We start from the raw sequence: 25,341 nt of genomic DNA on the forward strand, positions 1-25,341 counted from the left end.
GCGGTGCGGTTCGGAGGGGATGCTGCCGCCGGGGAAAGCGGTGGTGCTGCCGGGGTGTGGGAAGCCGAGGAGGCGGGAGGTCGAGGAGCCGGCCCGGCGCGGTCCGGGGCGGGGGCCGGGGTGGCTGGGCCGGGGATCCCGGGCGGTGGGGTGGCCGTGGCCGCGCCGCCCGTGGTGATGCGGCCGTTGCCGCCGCCCAAGTCCGCTGTTGTTCCTCTTCCGCCTGCGGTGCTGCCGGCCGCCGCCGTCGCCGGGGTGGTCGGTGCGCTCCTGCTGCCCGTCGACCGGCCCGGCATCGGGTGGTTGCTCACCGGGGTGGCCGTCGCCGGGGCCGTCGTGGTCGCCGACCGGCGGGCGCGGGACGGGCAGAAGGGCGCTCTCACCTGGGGGAACGCCGGGTGGGCCGCGCTCTCCCTCGCGCTGCTGAGCATGGGGGCCATCCGGGCGTCCGGGTGGCTGTTCGTCCTCTGCGTGCTGGCCGCCGTCTTCACCGGGTCGCTCGCGGTCGTGGGGAAACGGACCGTCCACACCGTGCTCTACGACGTCTTCGCCGTCCCGCTCGAAGCCCTGCGGGCGATTCCGTGGGCCGGCCGGGGGATCGGGAAGTTCACCGCGCGGCGGGACGGCGTCGCGCGTCGGATCGCGCTCGCCGTGCTGGCCGCCGCCGTGCTCGTCGCCGTCTTCGTGCCGCTGCTGGCCAGCGCCGATCCCGACTTCGCCGTGCTCGTCGAGGCGATGATCCCCGAGCTCAGTTTCGGGACCGTCGTGCGGTGGTGCCTCGTCTTCGCCGTCGCCGCGCTGCTCGTCGCCGGGGCGTGCTACTTCCTCGCCGCACCACCGCCTCGGGCGACGGCGGACCGTCCACATCAGAGCAAGTACGGTCTGGAGTGGACGGTCCCGCTCGTGGTTCTCGTACTGATCTTCAGCGTCTGGGTCGGGGTCCGGCTGGTCGTGCTGTTCGGCGGCACCGAGTACGTCCTGCGCACCAACGGCTTGACCGCGGCCGAGTACGCCCGCGGCGGCTTCTGGCAGCTCTGCGCGGTCACCGTGCTGACCCTGGCCATCGTCGCCGCCGCGCTGCGCTGGGCACCGGACGTCACGAAGGCCGACCGCCTCCGCCAGCGTGTCCTGCTGGGGGCGCTCAGCGTACTGAGCCTGGTGCTCGTCGGGTCGGCGTTGAGTCGCATGTGGACTTACCAGCAGGCCTACGGCTTCACCGTGCTCCGCCTGCTGGTCGAGGTCTGCGAGTTCTGGTTCGGCGCGGTTTTCGTGCTGGTGGGCGCCTCCCTGGTCAAGCTGCGCTCGACGTGGCTGCCGCGCGCCGCGATCGGGACGGCCGCCGCCGCGCTGCTGGTCCTCGCCGTCCTCGATCCGGAACGCCTCATCGCCGGCGCCAACCTCGACCGCGCCGACGCCGGGAAGCCCCTCGACCACGGGTACCTCGGCGGGTTCTCCGCGGACGTCGTCCCGGTCGTGTCCGCACGGCTTTCCGAGCCGCTCCGCTCGTGCGTGCTGCGGCAGGTCCTGGCCGGCGACACCCAGGACGGCTGGCCCGCCTGGAACCTCAGCCGTGCCACCGCCCGTGACGTCCCCCTCGGCCGCTGCGGCTGAACCGAACGGGCCGCTCGCGCGTGGTCACTACGTCGAGCGGGAGCCACCGGGCCGTCGTGGGGGCGGTCCGGCGGCTCCCGCGCGCGAAACCCGTCAGAAGGCGAAGACGCCGTCGGAGTCGCGGTCGGCTTCGCAGCGGTTGGCGTAGGTCGTGCGGTACGACGCCGGCCTGCCGCGCCAGGTGCCGACGGCCGTGACGTCCACCGGGGCGTAGATCAGCGTGCACGCCTGGTGCCGCGCGGTGATCCGGGTGAAGTCGCCGTTCACGCCCTGGAGCACGGCGCAGGCGCGCTCGCGCTTCGGGTGCGTGCCGCCCGACGGCTCGCAGGTCAGCACGACCGAGCCGATCCGGCCGCCGCTGTCGTGGCTGGTCAGCTGCAGGGTCGACGCCGGCGGCGGCGCGGGCGCGAGGCGGGTCAGGCTCAGCAGGCAGGCGGCAACCGGGAGTAAGGCCATATCGGTCTCATCGGCAGGCCGAAGTCGATCACTGTGCTGCACGTCCGGGTGAGTCTTCTTCGCTCGTCCGGGTGAGGTCCAGCGCCAGCAGCGCGACGTAGAGCGAGAGCATCGACTCCGGCTCCTCCAGCCGGACGCCCAGGACCTGCTCGATCCGGGCGAGCTGCTGGTAGTACGCCGTCCTCGACGTGTGCGCCGCCGCGGCCGCCGCCGACTTGTTGCCGCCCTGCTCGCAGTAGTGCCGCAACGCCTGCACGAGCCGGCTGCCCGACGCGGCGTCCCGCTGCAGCAGCGGCCCCAGCTCACGGGTCGCGAAGGCGGCGACCCGCTCGTCCCCGGAAAGCAGGTGCAGCAGGCCGCGCAGCCGGACGTCGGACAGCCGGTGCAGCACCCGCTCCGCCCCCGCGCCCAGCGCGGCGGCCGCGACCTGCCCGGCCTCCAGCAGCGTCCGGCCCGCTTCGGCGGGTGACAGCACGGTGGTGCCGACGGCGAGCACACCCGGCGCGCTCGAGCGAGCGTCGTGGACGTCGGTGGCGAGCCGCTGCAGCACCGCGTCGGCGTTCGCCTCGGGGGACAGCGCGATCAGCGCCCGGACGCCGGTGTCGTCGGTCGCCACCAGCGCCGACACCTTCGCGCGGCGCGCGGCCAGCGCCGTCGCCTCGGCCAGCTCGCGCAGCACCGGCGGGGTCGACAACGCCTGGCGCGAGGTGCCGGTCAGCCGCGGCCGCACGGCCACCCCGACCAGCTGCCGCCCGGTCAGCGGCACGGCCAGCGCGGACGCCCTGGCCAGCAGCTCCGCCGACGGCGCGGGCGAGGTCAGCAGCTCGCCGAGCACCGCGCGGTGGGCCTGCCGCTCGAGGCCGTCGGAGTCCTTCGCGACCAGGCGGTGCACGGCCAGCGCGGATGCCGCCCGCTCGGCGACCACGCGGTGGCGGTGCGGCGGCTGCTCGGCGCACACGACGATCAGCCGCGCCCAGTCGTGGCCGCGCGCGCCGACGACGGTGACCAGCCAGCCCGCGCCCGCGTGGTAACCGGTGCGCTCGCCGACCTGGACCACCCGCGACCGCGCGGGCCAGCCGGTGAGCAGCTCGGCCGGGTCCGTGCCGGCCGCGTCGTAGGCGAGCACCTCGTGCGAGAGCGTCTCCAGCACCACCGGCTGCTCGGTGAGCCGCGCGACCTCGCCCAGCACGACGCCGGGTTCGGCACCCGCGACCGTCAGCGCGGTGAACGTCTCGTGGACGCGCTCGGCGGCGCGCAGCTCGGCGACCTGGGCGTCGACGATCTGGCCGTTGACCGCCTCGGTGACGCTCACGAACCGCGTCTCGCGCGAGAGCGTGACCAGCGGGAACCCGTGCCGGTCGGCGGCCTCGACCAGGGCCGCGGGCAGCTTGTCGCTCCAGTGCCGGACCAGCTCGATCACCACACCCGCGGCGCCGACCCCGGCCAGGTCCGCGACGTAGCGGGCCAGCGACGGGCCGTCGTCGGGCAGTGCGACACCGGTGGTCAGCACCAGCTCGCCGCCGCGCAGCAGGTGCGCGATGTCGGCGACCTCGGCGACGTGCGCCCAGCGCACGGGCGCGTCCAGCCCGGCCGCTCCCGCGACGACGTGCGGGCGGCCCTGGCGCAGCACCGGCAGCGCGAGCACGTCGGCGACGGTCGGGTACACGGAACCTCCCCGGCATGATCGGCAGGGACAGACTGTACGGCCGGAAGCCAACTGACGTACACGTTGCCGATGGCGTCCGCGTGGCGCCCGCCCGGACACTCGCAAGGAAGTCCCCGAGCGAAGGAGTGCCCGTCGTGACCGACCGCATCACCCACTGGATCGACGGCAAGCTGTTCACCGGCGCTCCCGCGCGTTCCGGCGACGTGTTCGACCCCGCCACCGGGCAGGTCCGCGCGCAGGTCGACTTCGCCGGGCCGGCCGAGGTCGACGAGGCCGTCGCGGCCGCGTCGGCGGCGCTGCCGGGCTGGCGCGGGACGTCACTGGCCGGCCGGACGCGGGTGCTGTTCGCCTTCCGCGAGCTGCTCTCGGCGCGCAAGCACGAGCTGGCGAAGATCGTCACGAGCGAGCACGGCAAGGTCGAGTCGGACGCGGCCGGCGAGATCGCCCGCGCGATCGAGAACGTCGAGTACGCCTGCGGCGCCGCGCAGCTGCTCAAGGGCGGTTTCAGCGAGAACGCCTCCACCGGCGTCGACGTCTATTCGATCGCCCAGCCGCTCGGGGTGGTCGGGGTGATCTCGCCGTTCAACTTCCCGGCCATGGTGCCGCTGTGGTTCGTGCCGAACGCGCTGGCCTGCGGCAACACCGTCGTGCTCAAGCCGAGTGAGAAGGACCCGTCGGCGGCGGTGTTCCTCGCGGAGCTCTTCGCCGAGGCCGGGCTGCCCGCGGGGGTGCTCAACGTGCTGCACGGGGACAAGGTCGCGGTCGACGGGCTGCTGGAACACCGTGACGTCAAGGCGATCTCGTTCGTCGGGTCGACGCCCATCGCGCGGTACGTCTACGAAACCGGCACCCGCAACGGGAAGCGCGTCCAGGCGCTCGGCGGCGCGAAGAACCACATGGTCGTGCTGCCCGACGCCGACCTCGGCCTGGCCGCCGACGCCGCGGTGTCCGCCGGGTTCGGCTCCGCGGGGGAGCGCTGCATGGCCGTGTCGGTCGTGGTGGCCGTCGACCCGGTCGGCGACGAGCTGGTCGCGAAGATCGCCGAGCGGATCGCGAGGCTGAAGGTCGGCGACGGCCGGGACCCGGCGTCCGAGATGGGCCCGCTGGTCACCCGCGCCCACCACGAGCGCGTCGAGTCCTATGTGGACGCCGGGGTCGAGGCGGGCGCGTCGCTGGTCGTCGACGGCCGCGGGGTCGAGGTGCCCGGCGACGGCTTCTGGCTCGGCCCGACGCTGTTCGACCACGTGCGCCCGGAGATGTCGATCTACACCGACGAGATCTTCGGCCCGGTGCTGTCGGTGGCGCGCGCGGCGTCCTACGACGACGCCCTGGACCTGATCAACGCCAACCCGTACGGCAACGGCACCGCGATCTTCACCGGCGACGGCGCGGCCGCGCGCCGGTTCCAGAACGAGGTCGAGGTCGGCATGGTCGGGGTGAACGTCCCGATCCCGGTGCCGGTCGGCTACTACTCCTTCGGCGGCTGGAAGGACTCCCTCTTCGGCGACAGCCACGCCTACGGGCCGGAGGGCTTCCACTTCTTCACCCGCACCAAGGTCGTCACCTCGCGCTGGCCCGACCGGTCCCACGCCGGGGTGAACCTGGGGTTCCCGAGCAACTCCTGACGTGATCCGGGATTGTCCGGGGCGCTCCGCGGGTTGACACCCGGTGGAGCACCCCGGACAACGATGGGACGAAAGATGAGCGCCAAGAACTCAGGCACGTTCACGATCGGCGGAGACCTGCCGGTCACCCGGCTCGGGTACGGCACGATGCAGCTGACCGGGCCCGGCGTCTGGGGCGACCCGAAGGACCCCGAGGAGGCCGTCCGCGTGCTGCGGCGCGCCGTCGAGCTGGGTGTCACGCTGATCGACACCGCCGACGTCTACGGCCCGTTCGTGGCCGACCTGCTGCTCAAGAAGGCCCTGCACCCGTACGCCGACGACCTCGTCATCGCGACGAAGGCCGGCTTCACCCGGCAGGGCCCGAACGAGTGGATCCCGGTCGGCCGGCCCGAGTACCTGCGCCAGCAGGTCGAGCTGAGCCTGCGCCACCTCGGCCTCGAGCGGATCGACCTGCTGCAGCTGCACCGGATCGACCCGAAGGTCCCGGTGGCCGAGCAACTCGGTGAGCTGAAGAAGCTGCAGGACGAGGGCAAGATCCGGCACATCGGCCTGTCCGAGGTCAGTGTCGCGGACCTGCAGGAGGCGCAGAAGACGGCGGAGATCGTGTCCGTCCAGAACATGTTCAACCTGGCCAAGCGCGACGCGGAGCCGCTGCTCGACCACGCCACCGAACACGGCATCGCCTTCATCCCGTGGTTCCCGCTGGCCACCGGCGCACTGGCCGGCCCGGACAGCCCGCTGAGCACGCTGGCCAAGGAGCACGACGCGTCGCCGTCGCAGCTGGCCCTGGCCTGGCTGCTCAAGCGCTCGCCGGTGGTGCTGCCGATCCCCGGGACGTCGTCGGTCGCGCACGTCGAGGACAACATCGCGGCGGCGGACATCGAGCTGAGCGACGCCGAGTTCGACGCCCTGTCCGAGGCGGCCGCCTAAGCCGGGAGCACGTTGATCAGCAGCTTGCTGCGCGGCGCGATCAGGACGGTGTTCACCTGATCCGGCCGGATCCGCTCGCGGAGCTTCCGCTCCAGCGGGTAGGTCCGGCCGCCCGCACGCAGGCTGAACGTCTCGACGCTCTTGAACCCGGCCGGGCTGTGGTGCAGGCCGATCGGGTACTCGTCGGTCAGGCGCGCGGTGTCGAAGTCGTGCGTCCAGCCGGTGACCGCGCGCAGCCGCCCGCCGCCGGCGTCGGCCAGCCGGCGCCAGCAGACGTAGCAGAACCAGGCGGCCAGCGCGAGGATCGGGACGACGCTGCCCAGCACTTCGCCCGCGGTCTCGGCCACCAGCGCGATCAGCACCGCGGCCACCAGCCCGGCGACCCCCACCACCGCCGCGGCCCAGAAGTTGAGGTCGAGCAGCTTCCCGCGCTGGGCGGGGTGGAGCTGCCCGTTGCGGTTGGCCAGCTCCACCTCGGCCTGCTCGATCACTCGCCCTCGCCTTCGGGGTGTTCCTTCTCGTAGGCCTCTTGGCCTTCGTGGTAGCGGTCGATCTGCTCGTTCTCCTGGCGGCGGCCCTCGGTCGCCACGCCGACGGTGTCGGCGGTGTTCCAGTGGACCTTTTCGTTGGGGTCGAGCTGCTTGTGCTGGTTCAGCACGCTGCGGCCGTCCTCCGAGTACTTCTCGCCGAGGCCTTCGACCTTCTCCCGGCCCGGGACGTGCTCCTTGGCGGCGTCGCCCCACCCCTTCGCCGTCTCCTCGGCGGTCTTGGCCTCCTTGCCGGCCTGCTTCAGCTCGTTCGCCTTGCGCTCGATGCCCGCGGCCGTGTCGACGCTCTTGTCCACCAGCTTGTCGACGCTCTTGTCCACCAGCTTGTCGACGCCCTTGCCCACCTTCTTGAGCGCGTTCGCCGCGCCCTCCAGGGCCGCCTTCGACTTGCCGGCGCCCTTCGCGAGGCTCTCGAGCTTCTCGACGATCTTCGTGATGCGCGTGCTGATCTTCTCCGCGAGCACCCCGCCCTCGACGACCGTGTCGGCGATGAACGCCGCGATCGTCCCGCCGAAGGTGCACCACGACGCGGCCAGCGCGGCCAGCGCCTTGACGATCAGCTCGCCGACGAACGACGAGATCAGGTCGCGGATCAGCCCGCGCTCGGTGCCGACCAGCGCGGCGCCGACGTTCATCGCGGTCGACGCGTCCCCGGCGTGCGAAGCCGCGCCGCGCAGGACGCTGACGTAGCTCTCCGCCGTCCGCTGGTAGGCCTCCGCGGACCCGCAGTCGCTGAACGACTGCCCGACCTTCTTGGCCTGCTGCTCGTACTGCTCGGCCGTCTCGGTCAGCTGCTTCGAGATGTTCGACCAGGTCACGGCCTTGGCCGTGACGGCCTCGGGCTTGCCGGCGAGCTTGTCGAGGCCGTCCTTGAGGAAACTGATGTGCTCGATCAGCCAGCCGACGCCCGCGCTCGCGAGCGTGCCGAGCGGGTCCATCGCCGCGCCGAGCAGGTCGAGGGCGTCGGTGCCGACGTCCATGGCGAGGTTGCCCCAGTCGCCGTTGCGGGCGTCGGTCAGCGTCGAGGCGGCGTCGCTGAAGATGCCCGCGCCGCCGGCCTGGGCGTTGACGTTGTCCAGCTCGCCCTTCGAGCCGTCGCCCATCCCGCTCCAGAAGCCGCCCGGCGACTCGCTCGTCGCGACCAGGGGGTTCTCCTGCGTCTCGGTCATGCCGGCAGCTCCTTGCCGATGCCTTCGATCAGGCTCTTCGTGGTCTGCTCGTGGTCGCTGAACGCCGTGTGCGCGGTCTTCACCCGGTCCGCGACCTCGTGCCCGGCTTCGACGGCCGAGCCGAGGAAGCTGTCGGCGGTGTCGACCCACGACTGGATCGGGACGGCGAAGACCTGCCCGACGATGCCGAACGCGTCGAAGTCGAGGGCCTGCGCGCTGCCCGCGGCGTCGAGCGCCTGCTGGACCTTGCCGGCGATCTCGCGGATCTCGTCCTCGTGGCCGCCGAGGACGTCGAAGTCGACCTTCATGGCGGTCATCACAGCCCCCGGCGCAGGATCGGGCCGCCGAAGTCCTCGTCCTCACCGGGCCGGGGCGGCGGTTTACGGGCGAATTCCCGGGGTGATTCCTCTTCGGGCGGTTCGGGCTCCGGAATCTGTTCCCGCAGGAATTTCATGGCGTCGCTGTCCGCGCCGATCACCGGTGCCATCACGCTCGTGAGCTGCTGGGCCGCCTGTAGCTGGGCGTGTTTCGCGGTGGCCACGACGGCCGCCGCGAGGCGGGCCCGCGGCAGCTCGTCGGCACGCGGGCCGAAGGTGAGTTCCTGCAGCGCACCGCTGGTGTTGACGGTCACCGTGACGGCGCCGTCGGCGCTCGTGGCCGTCGCCGAGATGTGCTCGAGCCGTGCCTTCGCCTCCGCGGCGCGCCGGACGATTTCGGGCATACCGGCCGAAGCGGGTTCAACTGTGTTCACGGCGACCTCGAATGTCGGGGGAGGGCATGCGGATCAGAGGCAGCAAACCCCGTTTCGGTTCCGCCGACAACCCGAAGTTTTTTTCGCGGAACAACGCATGGGAATTCATTTATCCGTTCTTTACCCGGGCTCGAGCGGGCCGCGTTGAGCACGACCGGCTCAGGCTTCCGTAAACTCGGCATGAGCAGCGAGCGAAGTGGGTGAGGAACCGGTGGCCAACGCGGATGAGCGCCGCTTCGACGTGCTGCGCGCGATCGTCGCCGACTACGTGTCCAACCAGGAGCCGGTCGGGTCGAAGACGATCGTCGAACGGCACAACCTGGGCGTGTCGAGTGCCACCGTGCGCAACGACATGGCCACCCTCGAAGAAGAGGGCTACATCACCCAGCCGCACACCAGCGCCGGCCGGATCCCGACCGACAAGGGCTACCGCCTGTTCGTCGACCGGCTGTCGGAGATCAAGCCGCTCAGCGCGGCCGAGCGCCGCGCGATCACGACGTTCCTCGACAGCGGCACCGACCTCGACGACGTCCTGCGCCGCTCGGTCCGGCTGCTCGCGCAGCTGACCCGGCAGGTCGCCGTCGTGCAGTACCCGATGCTGACCAACGCCGCGGTGCGCCACCTCGAGGTGGTGCCGCTCACCCCGGCGCGGCTCATGCTGGTGCTCATCACCGACTCCGGCCGCGTCGACCAGCGGACCGTCGACCTCGGCGACGTCATCACCGAGGACGGCGTCGCGCGGTTGCGCACGGTGCTCAACGCGGCGATGTCCGGACGGCGGCTCAACGAGGCCGCCGCGCGCGTGGCCGAACTGCCCGACAAGTCGCCCGGCGACCTGCGCGACGCGCTCATCCGCGTGTGCACGGTCCTGGTCGAGTCACTGGCCGAGCACCCGGAAGAACGCCTGGTCCTGGGCGGTACGGCGAACCTCACCCGCAACGTCGCCGACTTCCCCGGCTCGCTGCGCCAGGTCCTCGAAGCACTCGAGGAGCAGGTCGTCGTCCTCAAGCTGCTCGCCGCCACCCGCAACCCCGGTGCGATCACCGTGCGCATCGGTGAGGAAAATGAGGACGAGCAGATGCGCAGCACCTCGGTCGTCTCGATCGGTTACGGCCAGGACATGGTGCTCGGCGGCATGGGGGTGGTCGGCCCGACCCGGATGGACTACCCCGGCACGATCGCCGCGGTGCGCGCGGTCGCCAACTACGTGGGTCAGATCCTGTCCGGCCGCTGAGCCGGGCAGAGCAGAAGGAGAAGCAGAGACGGTGGCGAGGGACTACTACGGCATCCTCGGGGTGGCGAAGAACGCGAGCGACCAGGACATCAAGCGCGCGTACCGGAAGCTGGCCCGGGAGCTGCACCCCGACGTCAACCCGTCGGAGGACGCGCAGCACAAGTTCGGCGAGGTCACGACCGCCTACGAGGTGCTGTCCGACCCGCAGAAGCGCAAGATCGTCGACCTCGGCGGCGACCCGATGGACGGCGGTGGCCGCGGCGGCGCCGGTGGCGGCGACCCGTTCGCCGGCTTCGGCGGCCTCGGCGACATCATGGACGCCTTCTTCGGCGCGGCCGGCGGGGGCGGCGGGCGCGGGCGTGGCCCGCGCAGCCGCGTCCAGCCCGGCTCCGACGCCCTGATCCGGCTCGGCCTGTCCCTCGAGGACTGCGCGACCGGCGTGGACAAGGAGATCGCCGTCGACACCGCGATCGTCTGCGACCTCTGCCGCGGCGCGGGCACCACCGAGGGCACCGGCGTCAAGACCTGCGACACCTGCGGCGGCGCCGGCGAGGTCCAGTCCGTCCAGCGGTCCTTCCTCGGCCAGGTCGTCACGGCCCGCCCCTGCCCGGTCTGCCGCGGCTTCGGCGAGGTCATCCCCGACCCCTGCCGCCAGTGCGGCGGCGACGGCCGCATCCGCGCCCGCCGCAACGTCACCGCCAAGATCCCGCCGGGCGTCGGCGACGGCATGCGCATCCGGCTGTCCGGCCAGGGCGAGGTCGGCCCCGGCGGCGGCCCGGCCGGCGACCTCTACGTCGAGATCGACGAGACCCCGCACGAGGTCTTCGTCCGGCAGGGCCACGACCTGCACTGCAACTTCCGCATCCCGATGACCACGGCCGCGCTCGGCGCCACCGTGCCCATCGCGACGCTCGTCGACGGCGACTACGAGCTCGACGTCGAACCCGGCACCCAGCCCAACGCCGAGCTCGTCCTCACCGGCAAGGGCATGCCCCGGCTGCGCTCCTCGGGCCGCGTCGACGGCCGCGGCGACCTCCACGTCCACATCGACGTCGTCGTTCCGACCAAGCTCGACGAAGCCCAGCGCGAGCTGCTCATGGACCTCGCCACGCAGCGCGGCGAGGAAGTCCCCACGCTGGCGTCCAACGGCAACAAGCACGGCGGCCTGTTCTCCAAGCTGCGCGCCAAGAACCACCGCTGAGCTGCGCTGTGCCTGACACCACGTTGCCGGTCTTCCTCGCTTCCGCGGTGCCTGCCAGCGGCACCACGGTCCTCGACGGCGAGGAAGCCCGGCACGCGGCGACCGTCCGCCGCCTGCGCGCGGGGGAGCGGCTGGTCCTCTCCGACGGCGCCGGCACCATGGCCCGCTGCGTCGTAGACGCCGTCCAGCCCGGCCGCGACGCTCTGCTGAGCCTCACGGTCGAGGAGAGCTGGACCGAGGAACCACCCGCGCTGCGCGTCGTGGTGGCCCAAGCCCTCGCCAAGGGCGACCGCGGCGAACTCGCCGTCGAACTCGCCACCGAGGCCGGCGCCGACGCCATCGTCCCCTGGCGCGCCGCCCGCAGCGTCGCCAAATGGGACGACGGCGGCCGCGGCGACAAGGCACTCACCCGCTGGCGCACCACCGCCCGCGCCGCCGCGAAACAAGCCCGCCGCGCCCACGTCCCCGACGTCACCGAACCCGTCGGCACCCGCGAGCTCGCCGGCCTGGCCGCCACGATGTCGCTGGTCATCGTCCTCGAGTCCGACGTCCCCGACCGGCTCACCGACCTCGCCCTGCCCGACACCGGCGACCTCCTCCTCGTCGTCGGCCCCGAAGGCGGCATCACCGACGACGAACTCCGCACCCTCCGCGAAGCCGGCGCCCGAGCCGTCCGCCTCGGCACCACCGTCCTGCGCACCTCCACCGCCGCGGCCGTCGCCCTCGGCGCGCTCGGCGCCCTCACCACCCGGTGGCAGTGAAAAGATCACCCCGAAAAAAGGGGCTGGATTTTGCGCCCAGTTATGGCGCGATCACACTCCGACCCGTTACTCTCGTTTACTAACGCGCCACACAGTGTTTCGGCGCGCCACTGGGAAAACACAGACCCCGCCGGGCACCTCCCCCCCTCGGTCCGGCGGAGCCGCGGTTGCGGTAGATCGACCCCCAGGATCTACCGCGCCGCGGCGTTTCCTCTCGCTTCGCTCGCTCCAACGCCGCTTCTGCGTTCGTTGTGTCTTCTGGGGGTCAAACCCCCAGACCCCCAGCCGGGGGCGAGCCCCCGGACCCCCCGCGTGGCTTTTGTCTGGCTGTCCTTCAAAAGGCGGCCTGCCTTGCTCGGGCCTTCGGCCCTTCGCCTCGTGTCGTCCCGCCAGGTACGCGTGTCGTCCGGCTGTGTACGCGTGTCGTCCGTCCAGGTGCGCGTTTGCTCTGGCGGTCGATAGGGTTCGTCTCATGAGTGAGGACGAGACGCTCTTCGAGCGGATCATTGCTGGTGAGATCCCTGCCGATGTTGTCTATGAGGACGACACCACCTTTGCGTTTCGGGATATTCGGCCTCAGGCTCGGGTTCATGTGCTCGTCGTGCCCAAGAAGCGGTACCGGAACCTTGGTGAGCTGGCTGCGGGGGATCCTGCGCTGCTGAGTGAGGTTGTTGCTACGGCTCGTAAGGTTGCCGAGCTCGAGGGCATCCTTGCCAGTGGATATCGGGTTGTGTTCAACACTGATGGGGATGCCGGGCAGACCGTGTTCCACGTGCATGCTCATGTGCTCGGTGGGGAGCAGCTGGGGTTCTTCGGGTCTCATGCGGGCTGAGTAGCGGAAACCCGTCTGCGTTCTGTCGGGGGGTGCCAGTAGCATCGGGGGGGTCAGTAGTCCCTCACCGAGAAAGCAGGGCCGAGGCCACGTGGCCGGAACCGCACCGGGTGGAGCCGCCCGACCCGACGTCCCCGGAGACGTCCCCAAGACCGACGACACCACCGCCCAGGCGGCCCAGTCCCGGTTCCCGATCCCCGACGCCGCCGCCCTCAGCCTGCTCGGCTCCCGCGACGAGAACCTGCGTGTCGCCGAGGAACTCCTCGCCGCCGACGTGCACGTGCGCGGCAACGAGGTCACCCTGACCGGCACCCCGGCCGACGTCGCGTTCGCCGAACGCGTCTTCGCCGACCTCGTCACCCTCGCCACCGGCGGCCAGCAGGTCGGACCCGACACGGTCCGCCGCACCATCGGGATGCTGAGCACCGGCGACGCCTCGCCGGCCGAAGTGCTCAGCCTCAACATCGTCTCCCGCCGCGGCAAGACCATCCGGCCCAAGACGCTCAACCAGAAGCGCTACGTCGACGCCATCGACAAGCACACCGTCGTCTTCGGCATCGGCCCCGCCGGCACCGGCAAGACCTACCTCGCCATGGCGAAGGCCGTCCAGGCGCTGCAGGCCAAGCAGGTCACCCGCATCGTGCTGACCCGCCCCGCCGTCGAAGCCGGCGAGCGCCTCGGCTACCTGCCCGGCACCCTCAACGAGAAGATCGACCCCTACCTGCGGCCGCTCTACGACGCGCTGCACGACATGGTCGAGCCCGAGTCGATCCCCCGGCTCATGCAGGCGGGCACCATCGAGATCGCGCCGCTCGCCTACATGCGCGGCCGCACCCTGAACGACGCCTTCATCATCCTCGACGAGGCCCAGAACACCACGCCCGAGCAGATGAAGATGTTCCTCACCCGCCTCGGGCAGGGCTCCAAGATCGTCGTCACCGGTGACGTCACCCAGGTCGACCTGCCCAACGGGCAGCGCAGCGGCCTCCGCGTCGTCCGCGACATCCTCGGCGGCGTCGAAGGGCTCCACTTCTCCGAACTGACCAGCCAGGACGTCGTCCGGCACAAGCTCGTCGGCGACATCGTCGACGCCTACGAGAAGTGGCAGGCCGTGCAGGACGCCCAGGACCAGCAGCAGGGCAACGGCTGGAAGGGCAACCGGCGTTGAGCATCGAAATCGCCAACGAGTCCGGCGTCGACGTCGACGAGACGTCCATCGTCTCCGCGGCCCGCTACGCCCTCGAGAAGATGGAGGTCAGCCCGCTCGCCGAGCTGTCCATCCTGCTCGTCACCCTCGAGGTCATGGAAGACCTCCACGAACGCTGGATGGACCTGCCCGGTCCCACCGACGTGATGGCCTTCCCGATGGACGAGCTCGACTCCTCCCGCCGCCCCGACGCGCCCGACGCGTCACCGGCGCTGCTCGGGGACATCGTGCTCTGCCCGGCGTTCGCCAAGGACCAGGCCAAGACGGCGGGCCACGGCCTGATCGACGAGCTGCACCTGCTCACCGTGCACGGCTGTCTCCACCTGCTGGGCTACGACCACGCCGAGCCCGCCGAGGAACGCGAGATGTTCGGCCTCCAGAAGCGCATCCTCGGCGAGTACCAGGACGCCGTCGCCGCGCTGGAGAAGCAGAACGCCCAGCGCAACACCGACGACCGCGTCCTCGGCATCGCCGGGCTCGACGCGAGCGCCGAGCCGAGCCCCGCGCCGCCGGGAGAAACGCCCTAGGCGTCAGCCATGGTCCAGCTCCTCTTCGCGATCGCGCTCGTGCTGCTCGCGGGCGTGTTCGCGGCGGCCGACGCCGCCGTCAGCACCGTGTCCCAGGCCCGGGCCGACGGCTTGGCCCGGATGGGCCTGCCCGGGGCCCGCCACCTGGCCGCGGTCGTCGTCGAACGGCGCCGGCACATCAACCTGCTGCTCCTGCTCCGCCTCGGCTGCGAGCTCACGGCCACCGTGCTGGTCACCGTCTTCGTCGGCACCCGCCTGGCGCCGCTCGGCCTCGCCGTGCTGGTCACCGCGGTCGTCATGATCGTCGTCAGCTACGTCCTCATCGGCGTCGGCCCGCGCACCCTCGGCCGCCAGCACCCCTACCGCATCGGCCGCTACGTCGCCGGGCCCGTCCGCGTCCTCGGCTCGGTCCTCGGCCCGCTGTCCCGCCTCCTCATCCTCATCGGTAACGCCATCACCCCCGGCCAGGGCTTCCGCGAAGGCCCGTTCTCCTCCGAGGTCGAGCTGCGCGAGCTCGTCGACCTCGCCCAGGAACGCGGCGTCGTCGAGGACTCCGAGCGCGAGATGATCCACTCGGTGTTCGAGCTCGGCGACACCATCGCCCGCGAGGTCATGGTGCCGCGCACCGAGATCGTCTGGATCGAGCGCACCAAGACCGTCCGGCAGGCGCTGGCGCTGGCCCTGCGCACCGGCTTCACCCGGCTCCCGGTCATCGACGAGTCGGTCGACGACATCGTCGGCGTCGTCAACATCAAGGACCTCATGTCCGGGTACATGGACCCGGACGGCCCGAGCACCGTCGTCGACACCGTGATGAACGCGGCGTCCTTCGTCCCCGACTCGAAGCGGCTCGACGACCTGCTCAAGGAGATGCAGCGCTCGCACCACCACATGGCCATCGCCGTCGACGAGTACGGCGGCACCGCCGGGCTGCTGACCATCGAGGACGTCCTCGAGGAGATCGTCGGCGAGATCACCGACGAGTCCGACGCCGACGAACGCCCCGAGGTCGAAGAGCTCGACGACGGCGCCGTCCGCGTGTCGTCCCGGATGGGGGTCGACGACCTCGGCGAGCTGTTCGGCATCGACCTCGAAGACCACGACGTGGAGACCGTGGGCGGGCTGCTCGCGGAACGACTGGGTAGGGTCCCGCTACCGGGGGCCGAAGCCGAGGTCGCCGGCCTTCGGCTGTTCGCCGAAGGGGGCAAGGACCGGCGCGGCCGGATGCGCATCACCTCCGTGGTGGTGCACCCGGTCACCGCCGAGGCGATGACCGACCCGGCGGACCGGACCTCCCGGCGCCGCACGCGCCTGCCTCACCCCGACGAACGCGACAGGAGCGTCGAACATGCCTGACCTCGAGGCGGAGGACCAGAAACTGGTCACCCTCGCCCGGTCCTCGCGCGCCCGGATCCAGGCCTCCGAAGGGGCCGCGGTCCGCGACACCGACGGCCGCACCTACGCGGCGGGCACGGTCGACCAGCCGTCGTTCAAGCTCACCGCGCTGCAGGCCGCCGTCGCCGCCGCGCTCTCCAGCGGCGCCGAAGGCATCGAAGCGGCCGCCGTCGTCACCGGCGAAGGCCTGCTCAAGGAAGCTTCCCGGCACGCGATCCGCGACATCGCGAAGTACGCGCCGATCATCCTCGCCGACCCGTCCGGAACCGTGCTCGAGGTGCTGAACCGATGACCGAACACCGTTCCGGCTTCGCCTGCTTCGTCGGCAGGCCCAACGCCGGCAAGTCGACGCTGACCAACGCGCTCGTGGGCAGCAAGGTCGCCATCACGTCGAGCAAACCGCAGACCACCCGCCACGCGATCCGCGGCATCGTGCACCGCGAGGACGCCCAGCTCGTCCTCATCGACACCCCCGGCCTGCACCGCCCGCGCACCCTGCTCGGCGAGCGGCTCAACGACATCGTGCACACGACGTGGTCCGAAGTGGACGTCGTCGGCCTGTGCGTGCCGGCCAACGAGAAGATCGGCCCCGGCGACAAGTTCATCGCCGCCGAGCTGCAGAAGATAGCCAAGCGCACCCCGGTCATCGGCATCGTCACCAAGACCGACCTGGTCCAGCCGCAGCAGGTCGCCGAGCAGCTGCTGGCGCTGCAGGGCGTGATGGACTTCGCCGAGCTGATCCCGGTTTCCGCCGTGGACGGCTTCCAGGTCGGCGCGCTCGCGGACCTGCTCGTCCAGAAGCTCCCCGAAGGCCCGCAGCTCTACCCGGGCGGCGAGCTCACCGACGAGCCCGAGCAGACGCTGGTCGCCGAGCTCATCCGCGAGTCGGCGCTGGAGGGCGTCCGCGACGAGCTGCCGCACTCGATCGCCGTCACCGTCGAAGAGATGCTGCCCCGCGAAGGCCGCGACGACCTCATCGACGTGCACGCGTTCCTCTACGTGGAGCGGCCCAGCCAGAAGGGCATCATCCTCGGGCACAAGGGCGAGCGGCTGCGTGAGGTCGGCGCCAGCGCCCGCAAGAACATCGAGGCGCTGCTCGGCTCCAAGGTCTACCTCGACCTGCACGTCAAGGTGGCCAAGGAATGGCAGCGCGACCCCCGCCAGCTGCGCCGGCTCGGGTTCTGACGTGACCGAGCGCCCGCGCCCGCCCGCCGACTACAACCCCGGGCCCCCGCCCTCGAGCAACCTGGCCTGGGGCATCGTCGCCGCGATCCTCTGCCTGCCCTTCGGGATCGTCTCGATCTTCCAGGCCGCCAAGGTGGAGCGGCTCTGGGCCCAGGGCGACCCGGACGCCGCCCGCGACGCGGCCGGTGCCGCGCGGCGCTGGGCGATCATCGGCGCCGTCGTCGGCGTGGTGCTCTGGGTCCTCGTGGTCGTCGGCGGCGTCCTGCTGCTGGGAACGCTGCTCGACGACGCCGCGTCACACTGAGGAACTTCGGCAGCAGGAGGAGACCCCGGTGACCCAGCCGTACCCGCAGTACCCGCCTTACGGCTGGCCGAACTACGGGCCGCCGCCGGACAACAACATGGTCTGGGCGATCCTCTCGACGGTGCTGTGCTGCATGCCGTTGGGTATCGTCTCCATCGTGAAGGCGAGCCAGGTCAACACCCTGTGGTTCCAGGGTTACCACGCCGAAGCGCACCGGGCCGCCGACGAAGCCCGCAAGTGGGCGATGTGGTCGGCGATCTCCTGCGGCATCCTGATCGCGCTCTACGTGGTGTTCGTCGTCGTGATGTTCCTGGCCGTCGGCGCCTCGTTCTGGGGGCTGGCGAGGTGACGACCGTCTACACGGGATTCGCGGCCCAGGGGGCCAAGGCCAGGCTGCGCGCGCTGAGCGCCCCGATGGCCGTCGTCGGCGGGCTCGGCCTGTGCTGCGCGGCCGTCTGGATCGGCGACCCCACCACCCCCGGCGGCTGGCTCCCGGTCTGCCCGACCAAGGCGCTGCTCGGCATCGACTGCCCGGGCTGCGGCGGCATGCGGATGGCCTACAGCCTGATGCACGGCGACATCCCCGCGGCCCTGCACTACAACGCCCTCTCGCTCGTGTTCGTGCTGCTCTTCGTCTGGAGCACCGTCGCCTGGACGGTCGGGCGGCTGCGCGGCCGCTGGGTGAACAGCTGGCTGCACTGGCGCTGGACCCCGCTCGCCGTCGGCCTCGCGTTCGCCGTCTGGTTCGTCGTGCGCAACCTCCCGTTCGCCCCGTTCACCGGTTTGCGCGTCTGAATCGCCACGGAGGGGAACCGGCGCGCCGTGTAACGCGTCGGAGCTTCGCTACGTTCACCCGGGCAGTGGACGCCTGACACGCGCGGGCGAACGCGAACCGAGTACGCTCCCGCGGACCGTGCCGTACATTCGGGCCGGTTCCGCATGAGGTGTGCGGGTGGAGTGACCAGCGAGGGGGAGACCCACATGACCGATCCCTACGGCCAGCCGTCCTTCGGGCAGCAGCCCGGCGGCCAGCAGCCGTTCGGACAGCCGCAGCCGGGCCAGGCGCCGCCACCGTACGGGCAGCAGGCGCCCTACGGCCAGCAGGCACCGTTCGGGCAGCCGGCTCCGTTCGGCCAGCAGGGCGCGCCCTTCGGCCCGCCCGGGAACTACGCGAACTGGGGTCAGCGCGCCCTCGCGCTGATCATCGACATCGCCCCGGTCTTCGTCCTCTACATCCTCGGCGGTCTCATCGCGATCATCGCCCAGGACCCCTCGCCCCTGCTCGTCGTCGGCGGGATCGGCTGGGTCGCCCAGATCGGCTGGACGATCTACAACCGCTGGATCCAGCAGGGAAACACCGGCCAGTCGCTCGGCAAGCGCGTCACGAAGATCAAGCTCGTCGGCGAAAGCACCGGGCAGCCGATCGGCGCCGGCATGGCGTTCCTGCGCGACCTCGCCCACTTCGTGGACGGCGTCATCTGCTACGTCGGTTACCTGTGGCCGCTGTGGGACGACAAGTCCCAGACCCTCTCCGACAAGATCGTCGGCACCGTCGTCATCAACGACGACGGTGCGGCCGCGCCCTTCGGCCAGCCCGGTGCGGGCCAGCCCGGCGCGCAGCCGTTCGGCGGCGGTTACCCGCCGGCCGGACAGCAGCCAGGCCAGTTCGGCCAGCCGCAGTCCGGCGGTTTCCCGCAGCAGCCGCAGTCCGGCGGGTTCGACCAGCCCGGTCAGCCTCAGTCCGGTGGCTTCCCGCAGCAGCCCGCGCCGGGTGGCTTCGGCCAGCCGCCGCAGTCCGGCGGTTTCCCGCAGCAGCCCCAGTCCGGCGGCTTCGGCCAGCCCGGCCAGCCGCTGGCGCCGCCCCCGGGCCAGAGTGCCTTCGACGAAGGTGCCGAGCGCACCCAGATGCTCCGCCCCGGCGCCGCGCCGGACACCGGCGCTTCGCCGTTCGGTGAAGGCGCGGAGCGCACCCAGATGCTGCGTCCCGAGGCCCAGGGTGAGGCCGAGGCGACCCAGAAGCTCCAGCCGGGCCAGTTCGGGCAGCCGCCGCAGCAGCCCGGCCAGCCGCCGCAGCAGTAGCCGCGGCACACGACTTTCCGCACCACCGCCGGGTTTCCGGCGGAAGTTCACGAGTAGTTGGGGTAGACGTTCATGACCAATCCCTACGGGCAGCAGCAGCCGCCCTACGGTCAGCAGCCGCAGTCGGGCGGTTTCCCGCAGCAGCCGGGTTACGGGCCGCCGTCCGGGGGCATGCCCGCGCCCTACGGCCAGCCCGCGCCCTACGGCGCACCGCCCACCGGCGGCTTCGGCGGCCCGGGTTACGGCCCCGGTGGTGGCGACATCAACCAGATCAAGGACTACAAGGGCTGGGCGATCGGCTGCATCTTCCTCTTCTGGATCCTCGCGATCTTCGCGATCATGAAGTCCAACGAGGTCCAGACGTACAAGATGCAGGGCAACTACATGATGGCGGAGCAGGCGTCGAAGACGACCAAGACGCTCTGCCTCATCGCCACCATCGTCGGCGGCCTGAGCTGCGTGACCGTGGTCATCATCTGGATCGTCGCCATCGCCACCGCCACGACGGCGTACTGCTCCGGCTACTACTGCTGAAACCGGGTCGGTCCACCCCGGCGTCGCCCGCAAGTGGGACGATGTCGGGGTGGTGAACCTCTACCGCGACACCGGAGTGGTGTTGCGCACGCACAAGCTGGGTGAAGCGGACCGGATCATCACCCTGCTGACCCGGCGGCACGGCAAGGTGCGTGCCGTCGCGAAGGGCGTGCGGCGCACCTCGTCCCGCTTCGGGGCCCGGCTGGAGCCGTTCGGCCACGTCGACGTGCAGTTCTACACCGGCCGCACCCTGGACGTGATCACCCAGGTCGAGACCGTGGACGCCTTCGCGCTGCCGCTGGTCGCCGACTACCAGCGCTACACCGCGGCCAGCGCGATCGCCGAAACCGCGGACCGGCTCTCGGCCGAAGAGGGCGAGCCGGTGCTGAAGCTCTACCTCCTCGTCTGCGGCGCACTGCGTTCGCTCGCCGCGGGGGAGCGGGACGCCTCCCTGGTGCTCGACGCGTTCTTCCTCCGCGCGATGTCCTACGCCGGCTGGGCGCCCGCGCTCACCGAGTGCGCCCGCTGCGGCCTGCCCGGCCCGCACGTCGCGTTCAGCGTCGCGGCCGGCGGCTCGATGTGCCAGGACTGCCGCGTCCCCGGCTCCGTGCACCCCACGCCCGAGGTCCTGGACCTGCTCACCGCCCTGCTGCACGGCGAATGGACGATGGCCGAGTCGACCTTGCCCGGCACCCGCCGCGACGCGAGTGGCCTGGTCGCGGCCCACCTGCAATGGCATCTGGAGCGTCAGCTCCGGTCCCTTCCCCTGGTCGAGCGACGTGCCCGGGAGGCCGTGGTACGCGGGCAGTAGGGTCGGGCTGATCGATTTTCACCCATCCAGGGAGGCCCGCCGTGCTGCGCAGGGGACGCGAGAACAAGGCGTCGCGATCCGAGCTGCGGGCCCCGGATCCGCACCCCTCCGGGGCGGTGCCGCCGGAGATCCCGCGTGAGCTGGTGCCGAAGCACGTCGCACTGGTCATGGACGGCAACGGCCGCTGGGCCAACCAGCGTGGCCTGCCGCGGATCGAAGGCCACAAGCGCGGTGAAGCGGTGATGATCGACGTCGCCGCCGGCGCGGTCGAGATCGGCGTCAAGTGGCTCTCGGTCTACGCGTTCTCGACGGAGAACTGGAAGCGCAGCCCCGAAGAGGTGCGGTTCCTGATGGGCTTCAACCGCGACACGATCCGCCGCCAGGTCGACTACCTGGGTTCGATCGGCGTGCGCATCCGCTGGGCCGGGCGCCGGCCGAAGCTGTGGGCTTCGGTGATCAAGGAGCTGCAGGCGGCCGAGGAGAAGACCAAGCACAACACGGCGCTGAACATGACGATGTGCGTCAACTACGGCGGCCGCGCGGAGCTGGGCGACGCGATGCAGCGGATCGCGCGCGACGTCGCCGACGGCAAGCTGAACCCGGACAAGGTCACCGAGAAGACCATCGGCAAGTACCTGTACCAGCCCGACATGCCGGACGTGGACCTGTTCCTGCGGCCTTCGGGCGAGCAGCGGACGTCGAACTTCCTGTTGTGGCAGTCGGCCTACGCCGAGATGGTCTACCAGGACACGCTGTTCCCCGACTTCGACCGGACCCACCTGTGGCGGGCCTGCCTGGAGTTCGCCAAGCGCGACCGCCGCTTCGGCGCGGCCGTCGACCAGGCCTCGTCATGAGCGCCACCGAAGCGGCCGAGACCGCGGAGCTGCTGACCAGCGCGAAGGGCGCCCTCGAGCGCTACCTCGAGGTCCACGTCGACGACGACGGCGCGCTGACGTTCTCCCACGGCGACGTCCCGTGCGTGATCCAGGCGACCCGGCTCGGCGAGGGCCTCACCGTGCTGAGCCTGACGTGTGTGGTCGGCTGGGACCTCGCGGACGCGCCGGAGCTGTCGATCGCGGTCGCGGAGCGGGCCGGCCAGGGACTGTTCGGGACGCTCGGCGTCGGCCACTCCGACAACGGCGTCGACGTCACGCTGCGCTACGCGTTCCCGGCGGCAGGCCTCGACGAGGCGGCCCTGGGCACGCTGCTGATGCTCGTGGTGTCGACGGCGTCGCAGCTGCGGACCGACCTGCCGGGGATCCTGCCCGCGGAGTAGCCCGCCTTCTTCTGGCCGCGAGGCGACGATGGAGGATTTGGGACGCTGGGTGGCCAGGATCCTCCATCGTCGAACGCCGCGAAGCCCCGCCGTGGGCCGACTCTGAGACGCCCGTTCCAGTGTCGCGAGTCGGCTGCTGGTCGGGGCGCTGCACCGAGCTTTCCCGCCGGCGCTCCGGGCGCGGGCCGGGCCGGCTTTCGGTGCGAACGGTCCATCGCGGTCCGAAACGGACCGTATCCGGCCGTTCGCGGCCTGTGCGGGTCTCCCGAGGTCGTGGCGCCCTGGCATCATCGCCGTCGTGGACACCCTTTCCGAACCTTCCACCGAGACCGGCCGGCGGCGCACCCGCCGGTTCCGGATCAGCTCGGTCGAAGTGCTGTGCGCGATCCTGCTGGTCGCGATCCTCGGCCAGGGCTGGCTGCAGCAGCTGTTCGACGTGCCCGCGCTGCGCACCGGCTCGACCGTGTTCGTCGCCGTGTGCGTGCAGGCGCTGCCGTTCCTCGTGCTGGGCGTGCTGATCAGCGGCGCCATCGCCGCGTTCGTGCCCGCGCGCGTGCTGGAGAAGGTGCTGCCGCGGCGGGCCGGTGCCGCGGTCGGCGTCGCCGGGCTCGCGGGGGTCGCCCTGCCGGGCTGCGAATGCGCGTCGGTGCCGGTGGCGCGCCGGCTGATGGGCCAGGGCGTGGCCCCGGCCGCGGCGCTGACGTTCCTCCTGGCCGCGCCGGCGGTGAACCCGGTGGTGCTGGTGGCCACCGCGGTCGCGTTCCCGGGCAAGCCCGAGATGGTGCTGGCGCGTTTCGTGGGCTCGCTGGCCACGGCGATGGTGATGGGCTGGCTGTGGGCCCGCTGGGGCAAGCTCGAATGGATCACCGAGCGCGCGTTGCGCCGCCTGCCGGACGTCGAGGGCGGCCAGCGGTGGCGCGTGTTCGCCGAGACGGCGCGGACGGACCTGGTCGAGGCGGGCGGTTTCCTGGTGCTGGGCGCGCTGATCTCGTCGGCGCTGAACGTGCTCGTCCCGGCGAAGTGGTTCGGCGTGCTCGGGGACCAGCTGGTGCTGGGCATCGTGGTGATGGCGGTGCTCGCGGTGGTCCTGGCGCTGTGCAGCGAAGCGGACGCGTTCGTGGCGGCGTCCCTGACGGCGCTGCCCCTGCTGCCGAAGCTGGTGTTCCTGGTCGTCGGCCCGGCGGTCGACGTCAAGCTGTTCGCCCTCCAGGCGGGCACGTTCGGAAAGTCGTTCGCGGTCCGCTTCGCCCCGGTGACCTTCGTGGTGGCGGCCGCCTGCGCGGTGGTGACCGGACTGGTGGTGGGGCTGGCATGAACCCGAACAGGCGCCTGATCCGCGAGCCTTCCCGGCGGCGCCGGTTGCCTAGCCTCGCCTCCGGCGACCATCGGCTGCACCCGACCGCCGGCTGCGGAGCGCTCCCTTCGCGGCGGCAGATCATCGTGCGCGCACAACCGGGTAAGGACGTGGGGCCGGCATGAAACGGGAGACCCAGAACATCCTGCTGATCCTGCTCGGCGGCGCGCTGGTCAAGATCGCCGTCAACGGCGACTACCTGCGCTACGTCAAGCCCGCGCAGCAGCCGTGGATCATCGCGGGCGGCGTGGTGATGGTGGTGCTCGGCGCCGTCGCGGTCGTGCGGGATCTGCTTGCCGCGCGGGCGAAAGCGCCCGCGGAGGACAGCCACGACAGCCACGACCACACGCACTCTGCCCGGCCCGCCTGGTTGCTGCTGGTTCCCGTGCTGGCCGTCTTCCTCGTCGCCCCACCGGCTCTGGGCGCCGACTCGGTGATCCGCACCGAGGCACGCGTCCCGGCGAGCGCGGCCGCGGCCAACGCGGCGGCCTTCCCGCCCTTGCCCGCGGGGAACGTCGTGCCCTTGTCGGTCAACGAGTTCGTCAGCCGCGCGGGCTGGGACAAGGCGGGCACGCTCGACGGCCGCACCGTGTCGCTGACCGGGTTCGTCGTCCACGCGGAAGGCCGGACCCTGCTGGCCCGCCTGGTGATCAGCTGCTGCGCGGCCGACGCCTTCCCGGTGACGGTCCGCCTCACCGGCACCGAAGCGGCCCGGTACGCGAGCGACGCCTGGATCCAGGTGACCGGCCAGGTGGTCCCGGGCACGGCCACGAGGGCCAACAGCTACACGCCGGACTTCACCGCGGCCTCGGTCGCGACCGTCCCGGCCCCGAAGGACCCGTACGAGTACTGACCGCCGCCGGCAGGAATGCCGTGAGGGGCACCTTCAGGGACTCAGCGTCCCTGAAGGTGCCCCTCACGACCTCGGGCCGAAAGCGAGGCGCGCTCAGTGCTGCGCGCAGGTGCCGGTGATCTCCACCGTGTGCGAGATCTCCGAAAAGCCGTGCTCCGCCGCGATCTTCTCCGCCCAGCGCTCGACCGCCGGCCCCTCGACCTCCACCGTGCGCCCGCACAGGCGGCAGACCAGGTGATGGTGGTGGTGCGCCGAGCAGCGGCGGTAGATGGCCTCGCCGGAATCGGTGCGCAGGACGTCGATCTCGCCCGCCTCCGAGAGGGACTGCAGGGTGCGGTAGACCGTGGTCAGGCCGATGCCGTCGCCGCGTTTGCGCAGCTCGTCGTGCAGTTCCTGGGCCGAGCGGAAGTCGTCGACGGCGCTCAGCAGCTCGACGACCGCGGCCCGCTGCTTGGTCGAGCGGCGCCCGGGCACCGGGGCCTGGCCGCGCGGCGCGACGGGAGTCATCACTGCTTTCCTTCCTGTACGTGGTCGACGGCGTCGACGACGATGTGCGCCAGGTGGTCGTCGGCGAGCCGGTAGACGACCTCGCGGCCGCGGCGTTCGCCCTGCACCACCCCGGCGGTCTTGAGCACCCGCAGGTGCTGGCTGATCAGGGGCTGCGCGACGTCGAGGGCGTCCACCAGCTCGTGCACGCACCGGTCGGCCTCGCGCAGCTGCAGCACGATCGCGATCCGGACCGGGGCGGCCAGCGCGCGCAGCAGGTCGCCCGCGTCGGCCAGCACGGCGGTCGACGGGTGTACCGACGGCGCCGCGCGGTCCCGTTCGGGCTCGTGCGTGTGCGGTCCGGCCTCGTCCGCGACGCCGCTGCCCGCCACCGTCGCCATAACCGCCTCCACCTCGTCGCCGTCCGGACCATGAATTCCGTAGTCATTGCCGATAACGGCGTGGCCCATCCTAGTGTTCCCCCGTCCGGGCCCCGGCTCCGTCACCGTCTCTGCGGGGTCCGGCGGGTGTCATTGCTCCATTCGG

Annotated in this window: 30 protein-coding genes; 22 read left to right on the top strand and 8 right to left on the bottom strand. The window is 71.6% G+C overall.

The genetic code is table 11. The features are described 5' to 3' along the window. The first annotated feature begins 177 nt into the window (after positions 1-177). Positions 178-1,611: a DUF4153 domain-containing protein gene (locus ACIOD2_RS33550; protein ID WP_400548870.1), complete on the top strand. Its 1,434-nt coding sequence runs from the start codon at positions 178-180 to the stop codon at positions 1,609-1,611. A 93-nt stretch (positions 1,612-1,704) separates the two neighbouring features. Here ACIOD2_RS33550 and ACIOD2_RS33555 read toward each other — a convergent pair whose 3' ends face one another. Together ACIOD2_RS33555 and ACIOD2_RS33560 are read right to left on the bottom strand one after the other, a co-directional pair. Next, a complete protein-coding gene (locus ACIOD2_RS33555; protein WP_400547258.1) occupies positions 1,705-2,067 on the bottom strand; it encodes an SSI family serine proteinase inhibitor in 363 nt (120 codons plus the stop codon). A 28-nt stretch (positions 2,068-2,095) separates the two neighbouring features. Next, the gene (locus tag ACIOD2_RS33560) at positions 2,096-3,733 is read right to left on the bottom strand and encodes a PucR family transcriptional regulator (RefSeq protein WP_400547261.1); all 1,638 of its coding nucleotides are present in this window, start codon (positions 3,731-3,733) and stop codon (positions 2,096-2,098) included. A 134-nt stretch (positions 3,734-3,867) separates the two neighbouring features. Between ACIOD2_RS33560 and ACIOD2_RS33565 the strand changes: the two genes are divergently transcribed. Then, on the top strand, positions 3,868-5,358 hold the full coding sequence (locus ACIOD2_RS33565) for a CoA-acylating methylmalonate-semialdehyde dehydrogenase (protein ID WP_400547264.1): 1,491 nt from the start codon (positions 3,868-3,870) through the stop codon (positions 5,356-5,358). Between the two features lie 75 nt (positions 5,359-5,433). Next, the gene (locus ACIOD2_RS33570) at positions 5,434-6,288 is read left to right on the top strand and encodes an aldo/keto reductase (protein WP_400547267.1); all 855 of its coding nucleotides are present in this window, start codon (positions 5,434-5,436) and stop codon (positions 6,286-6,288) included. Here ACIOD2_RS33570 and ACIOD2_RS33575 read toward each other — a convergent pair. From ACIOD2_RS33575 to ACIOD2_RS33590, 4 genes are read right to left on the bottom strand one after another with little or no spacing between them, the layout of a single operon-like run. Then, positions 6,285-6,779 (bottom strand): hypothetical protein, encoded by a 495-nt coding sequence (locus tag ACIOD2_RS33575; protein WP_400547270.1) that lies wholly within the window; start codon positions 6,777-6,779, stop codon positions 6,285-6,287. The genes ACIOD2_RS33570 and ACIOD2_RS33575 overlap by 4 nt on opposite strands. Then, positions 6,776-8,005: a hypothetical protein gene (locus ACIOD2_RS33580; protein WP_400547273.1), complete on the bottom strand. Its 1,230-nt coding sequence runs from the start codon at positions 8,003-8,005 to the stop codon at positions 6,776-6,778. Before ACIOD2_RS33580 ends, ACIOD2_RS33575 begins: the two co-directional genes overlap by 4 nt. Next, the gene (locus tag ACIOD2_RS33585) at positions 8,002-8,322 is read right to left on the bottom strand and encodes a type VII secretion target (protein WP_400547276.1); all 321 of its coding nucleotides are present in this window, start codon (positions 8,320-8,322) and stop codon (positions 8,002-8,004) included. The genes ACIOD2_RS33580 and ACIOD2_RS33585 overlap by 4 nt, the downstream gene beginning before the upstream one ends. Next, a complete protein-coding gene (locus ACIOD2_RS33590; protein ID WP_400547278.1) occupies positions 8,322-8,726 on the bottom strand; it encodes a YbaB/EbfC family nucleoid-associated protein in 405 nt (134 codons plus the stop codon). The genes ACIOD2_RS33585 and ACIOD2_RS33590 overlap by 1 nt, the downstream gene beginning before the upstream one ends. Positions 8,727-8,967: 241 nt before the next feature. Between ACIOD2_RS33590 and hrcA the strand changes: the two genes are divergently transcribed. From hrcA to ACIOD2_RS33685, 19 genes are all read left to right on the top strand, one after another. Next, positions 8,968-9,990 (top strand): heat-inducible transcriptional repressor HrcA, encoded by a 1,023-nt coding sequence (gene hrcA, locus ACIOD2_RS33595; protein WP_400547281.1) that lies wholly within the window; start codon positions 8,968-8,970, stop codon positions 9,988-9,990. Positions 9,991-10,021: 31 nt separating this feature from the next. After that, a complete protein-coding gene (dnaJ, locus tag ACIOD2_RS33600) occupies positions 10,022-11,191 on the top strand; it encodes a molecular chaperone DnaJ (RefSeq protein WP_392776349.1) in 1,170 nt (389 codons plus the stop codon). Between the two features lie 8 nt (positions 11,192-11,199). Beyond that, the gene (locus ACIOD2_RS33605) at positions 11,200-11,952 is read left to right on the top strand and encodes a 16S rRNA (uracil(1498)-N(3))-methyltransferase (protein WP_400547285.1); all 753 of its coding nucleotides are present in this window, start codon (positions 11,200-11,202) and stop codon (positions 11,950-11,952) included. 472 nt (positions 11,953-12,424) lie between these two features. Beyond that, positions 12,425-12,784: a histidine triad nucleotide-binding protein gene (locus ACIOD2_RS33610; RefSeq protein ID WP_400547288.1), complete on the top strand. Its 360-nt coding sequence runs from the start codon at positions 12,425-12,427 to the stop codon at positions 12,782-12,784. 91 nt (positions 12,785-12,875) lie between these two features. Beyond that, positions 12,876-13,952, top strand: a complete 1,077-nt coding sequence (locus ACIOD2_RS33615) for a PhoH family protein (protein ID WP_323335878.1) — start codon at positions 12,876-12,878, stop codon at positions 13,950-13,952. Beyond that, positions 13,949-14,518 (top strand): rRNA maturation RNase YbeY, encoded by a 570-nt coding sequence (ybeY, locus tag ACIOD2_RS33620; RefSeq protein WP_400547292.1) that lies wholly within the window; start codon positions 13,949-13,951, stop codon positions 14,516-14,518. The genes ACIOD2_RS33615 and ybeY overlap by 4 nt, the downstream gene beginning before the upstream one ends. Positions 14,519-14,527: 9 nt before the next feature. Then, the gene (locus ACIOD2_RS33625) at positions 14,528-15,874 is read left to right on the top strand and encodes a hemolysin family protein (protein ID WP_400547295.1); all 1,347 of its coding nucleotides are present in this window, start codon (positions 14,528-14,530) and stop codon (positions 15,872-15,874) included. Next, the gene (locus ACIOD2_RS33630) at positions 15,867-16,205 is read left to right on the top strand and encodes a cytidine deaminase (RefSeq protein WP_392776333.1); all 339 of its coding nucleotides are present in this window, start codon (positions 15,867-15,869) and stop codon (positions 16,203-16,205) included. The genes ACIOD2_RS33625 and ACIOD2_RS33630 overlap by 8 nt, the downstream gene beginning before the upstream one ends. After that, positions 16,202-17,098 (top strand): GTPase Era, encoded by an 897-nt coding sequence (era, locus tag ACIOD2_RS33635; protein ID WP_400547298.1) that lies wholly within the window; start codon positions 16,202-16,204, stop codon positions 17,096-17,098. Before ACIOD2_RS33630 ends, era begins: the two co-directional genes overlap by 4 nt. 1 nt (position 17,099) lies before the next feature. After that, positions 17,100-17,402: a CD225/dispanin family protein gene (locus ACIOD2_RS33640; protein ID WP_400547301.1), complete on the top strand. Its 303-nt coding sequence runs from the start codon at positions 17,100-17,102 to the stop codon at positions 17,400-17,402. 28 nt (positions 17,403-17,430) lie between these two features. Continuing rightward, entirely contained in the window at positions 17,431-17,751 is a 321-nt protein-coding gene (locus ACIOD2_RS33645) for a CD225/dispanin family protein (RefSeq protein ID WP_400547304.1), read from the top strand. After that, complete coding sequence (locus tag ACIOD2_RS33650; protein WP_400547307.1) at positions 17,748-18,197, top strand: DUF2752 domain-containing protein; 450 nt, start codon at positions 17,748-17,750, stop codon at positions 18,195-18,197. The genes ACIOD2_RS33645 and ACIOD2_RS33650 overlap by 4 nt, the downstream gene beginning before the upstream one ends. A gap of 186 nt (positions 18,198-18,383) precedes the next feature. After that, the gene (locus ACIOD2_RS33655; RefSeq protein ID WP_400547310.1) at positions 18,384-19,481 is read left to right on the top strand and encodes an RDD family protein; all 1,098 of its coding nucleotides are present in this window, start codon (positions 18,384-18,386) and stop codon (positions 19,479-19,481) included. A gap of 72 nt (positions 19,482-19,553) precedes the next feature. Beyond that, positions 19,554-20,015 (top strand): CD225/dispanin family protein, encoded by a 462-nt coding sequence (locus ACIOD2_RS33660; protein WP_400547313.1) that lies wholly within the window; start codon positions 19,554-19,556, stop codon positions 20,013-20,015. 49 nt (positions 20,016-20,064) lie between these two features. Continuing rightward, on the top strand, positions 20,065-20,826 hold the full coding sequence (gene recO / locus ACIOD2_RS33665; protein WP_400547316.1) for a DNA repair protein RecO: 762 nt from the start codon (positions 20,065-20,067) through the stop codon (positions 20,824-20,826). 41 nt (positions 20,827-20,867) lie between these two features. After that, the gene (locus tag ACIOD2_RS33670) at positions 20,868-21,680 is read left to right on the top strand and encodes an isoprenyl transferase (protein ID WP_400547319.1); all 813 of its coding nucleotides are present in this window, start codon (positions 20,868-20,870) and stop codon (positions 21,678-21,680) included. Further along, positions 21,677-22,102, top strand: a complete 426-nt coding sequence (locus ACIOD2_RS33675) for a YbjN domain-containing protein (RefSeq protein ID WP_400547322.1) — start codon at positions 21,677-21,679, stop codon at positions 22,100-22,102. The genes ACIOD2_RS33670 and ACIOD2_RS33675 overlap by 4 nt, the downstream gene beginning before the upstream one ends. A 298-nt stretch (positions 22,103-22,400) precedes the next feature. Next, complete coding sequence (locus ACIOD2_RS33680) at positions 22,401-23,417, top strand: permease (RefSeq protein WP_400547325.1); 1,017 nt, start codon at positions 22,401-22,403, stop codon at positions 23,415-23,417. 160 nt (positions 23,418-23,577) lie between these two features. Further along, complete coding sequence (locus tag ACIOD2_RS33685) at positions 23,578-24,309, top strand: TIGR03943 family putative permease subunit (RefSeq protein ID WP_400547328.1); 732 nt, start codon at positions 23,578-23,580, stop codon at positions 24,307-24,309. 93 nt (positions 24,310-24,402) lie between these two features. On the opposite strand, the gene ACIOD2_RS33690 is transcribed toward ACIOD2_RS33685, so the two are convergent. Both ACIOD2_RS33690 and ACIOD2_RS33695 read right to left on the bottom strand, forming a co-directional pair. Next, positions 24,403-24,816: a Fur family transcriptional regulator gene (locus tag ACIOD2_RS33690; protein WP_400547330.1), complete on the bottom strand. Its 414-nt coding sequence runs from the start codon at positions 24,814-24,816 to the stop codon at positions 24,403-24,405. Beyond that, positions 24,816-25,196, bottom strand: coding sequence for an ArsR/SmtB family transcription factor (locus ACIOD2_RS33695; protein WP_392769885.1), 381 nt, complete (start codon positions 25,194-25,196; stop codon positions 24,816-24,818). The genes ACIOD2_RS33690 and ACIOD2_RS33695 overlap by 1 nt, the downstream gene beginning before the upstream one ends. Positions 25,197-25,341 lie beyond the last annotated feature (145 nt).

Source organism: Amycolatopsis sp. NPDC088138 (assembly GCF_044741685.1).
Lineage (GTDB): Bacteria > Actinomycetota > Actinomycetes > Mycobacteriales > Pseudonocardiaceae > Amycolatopsis.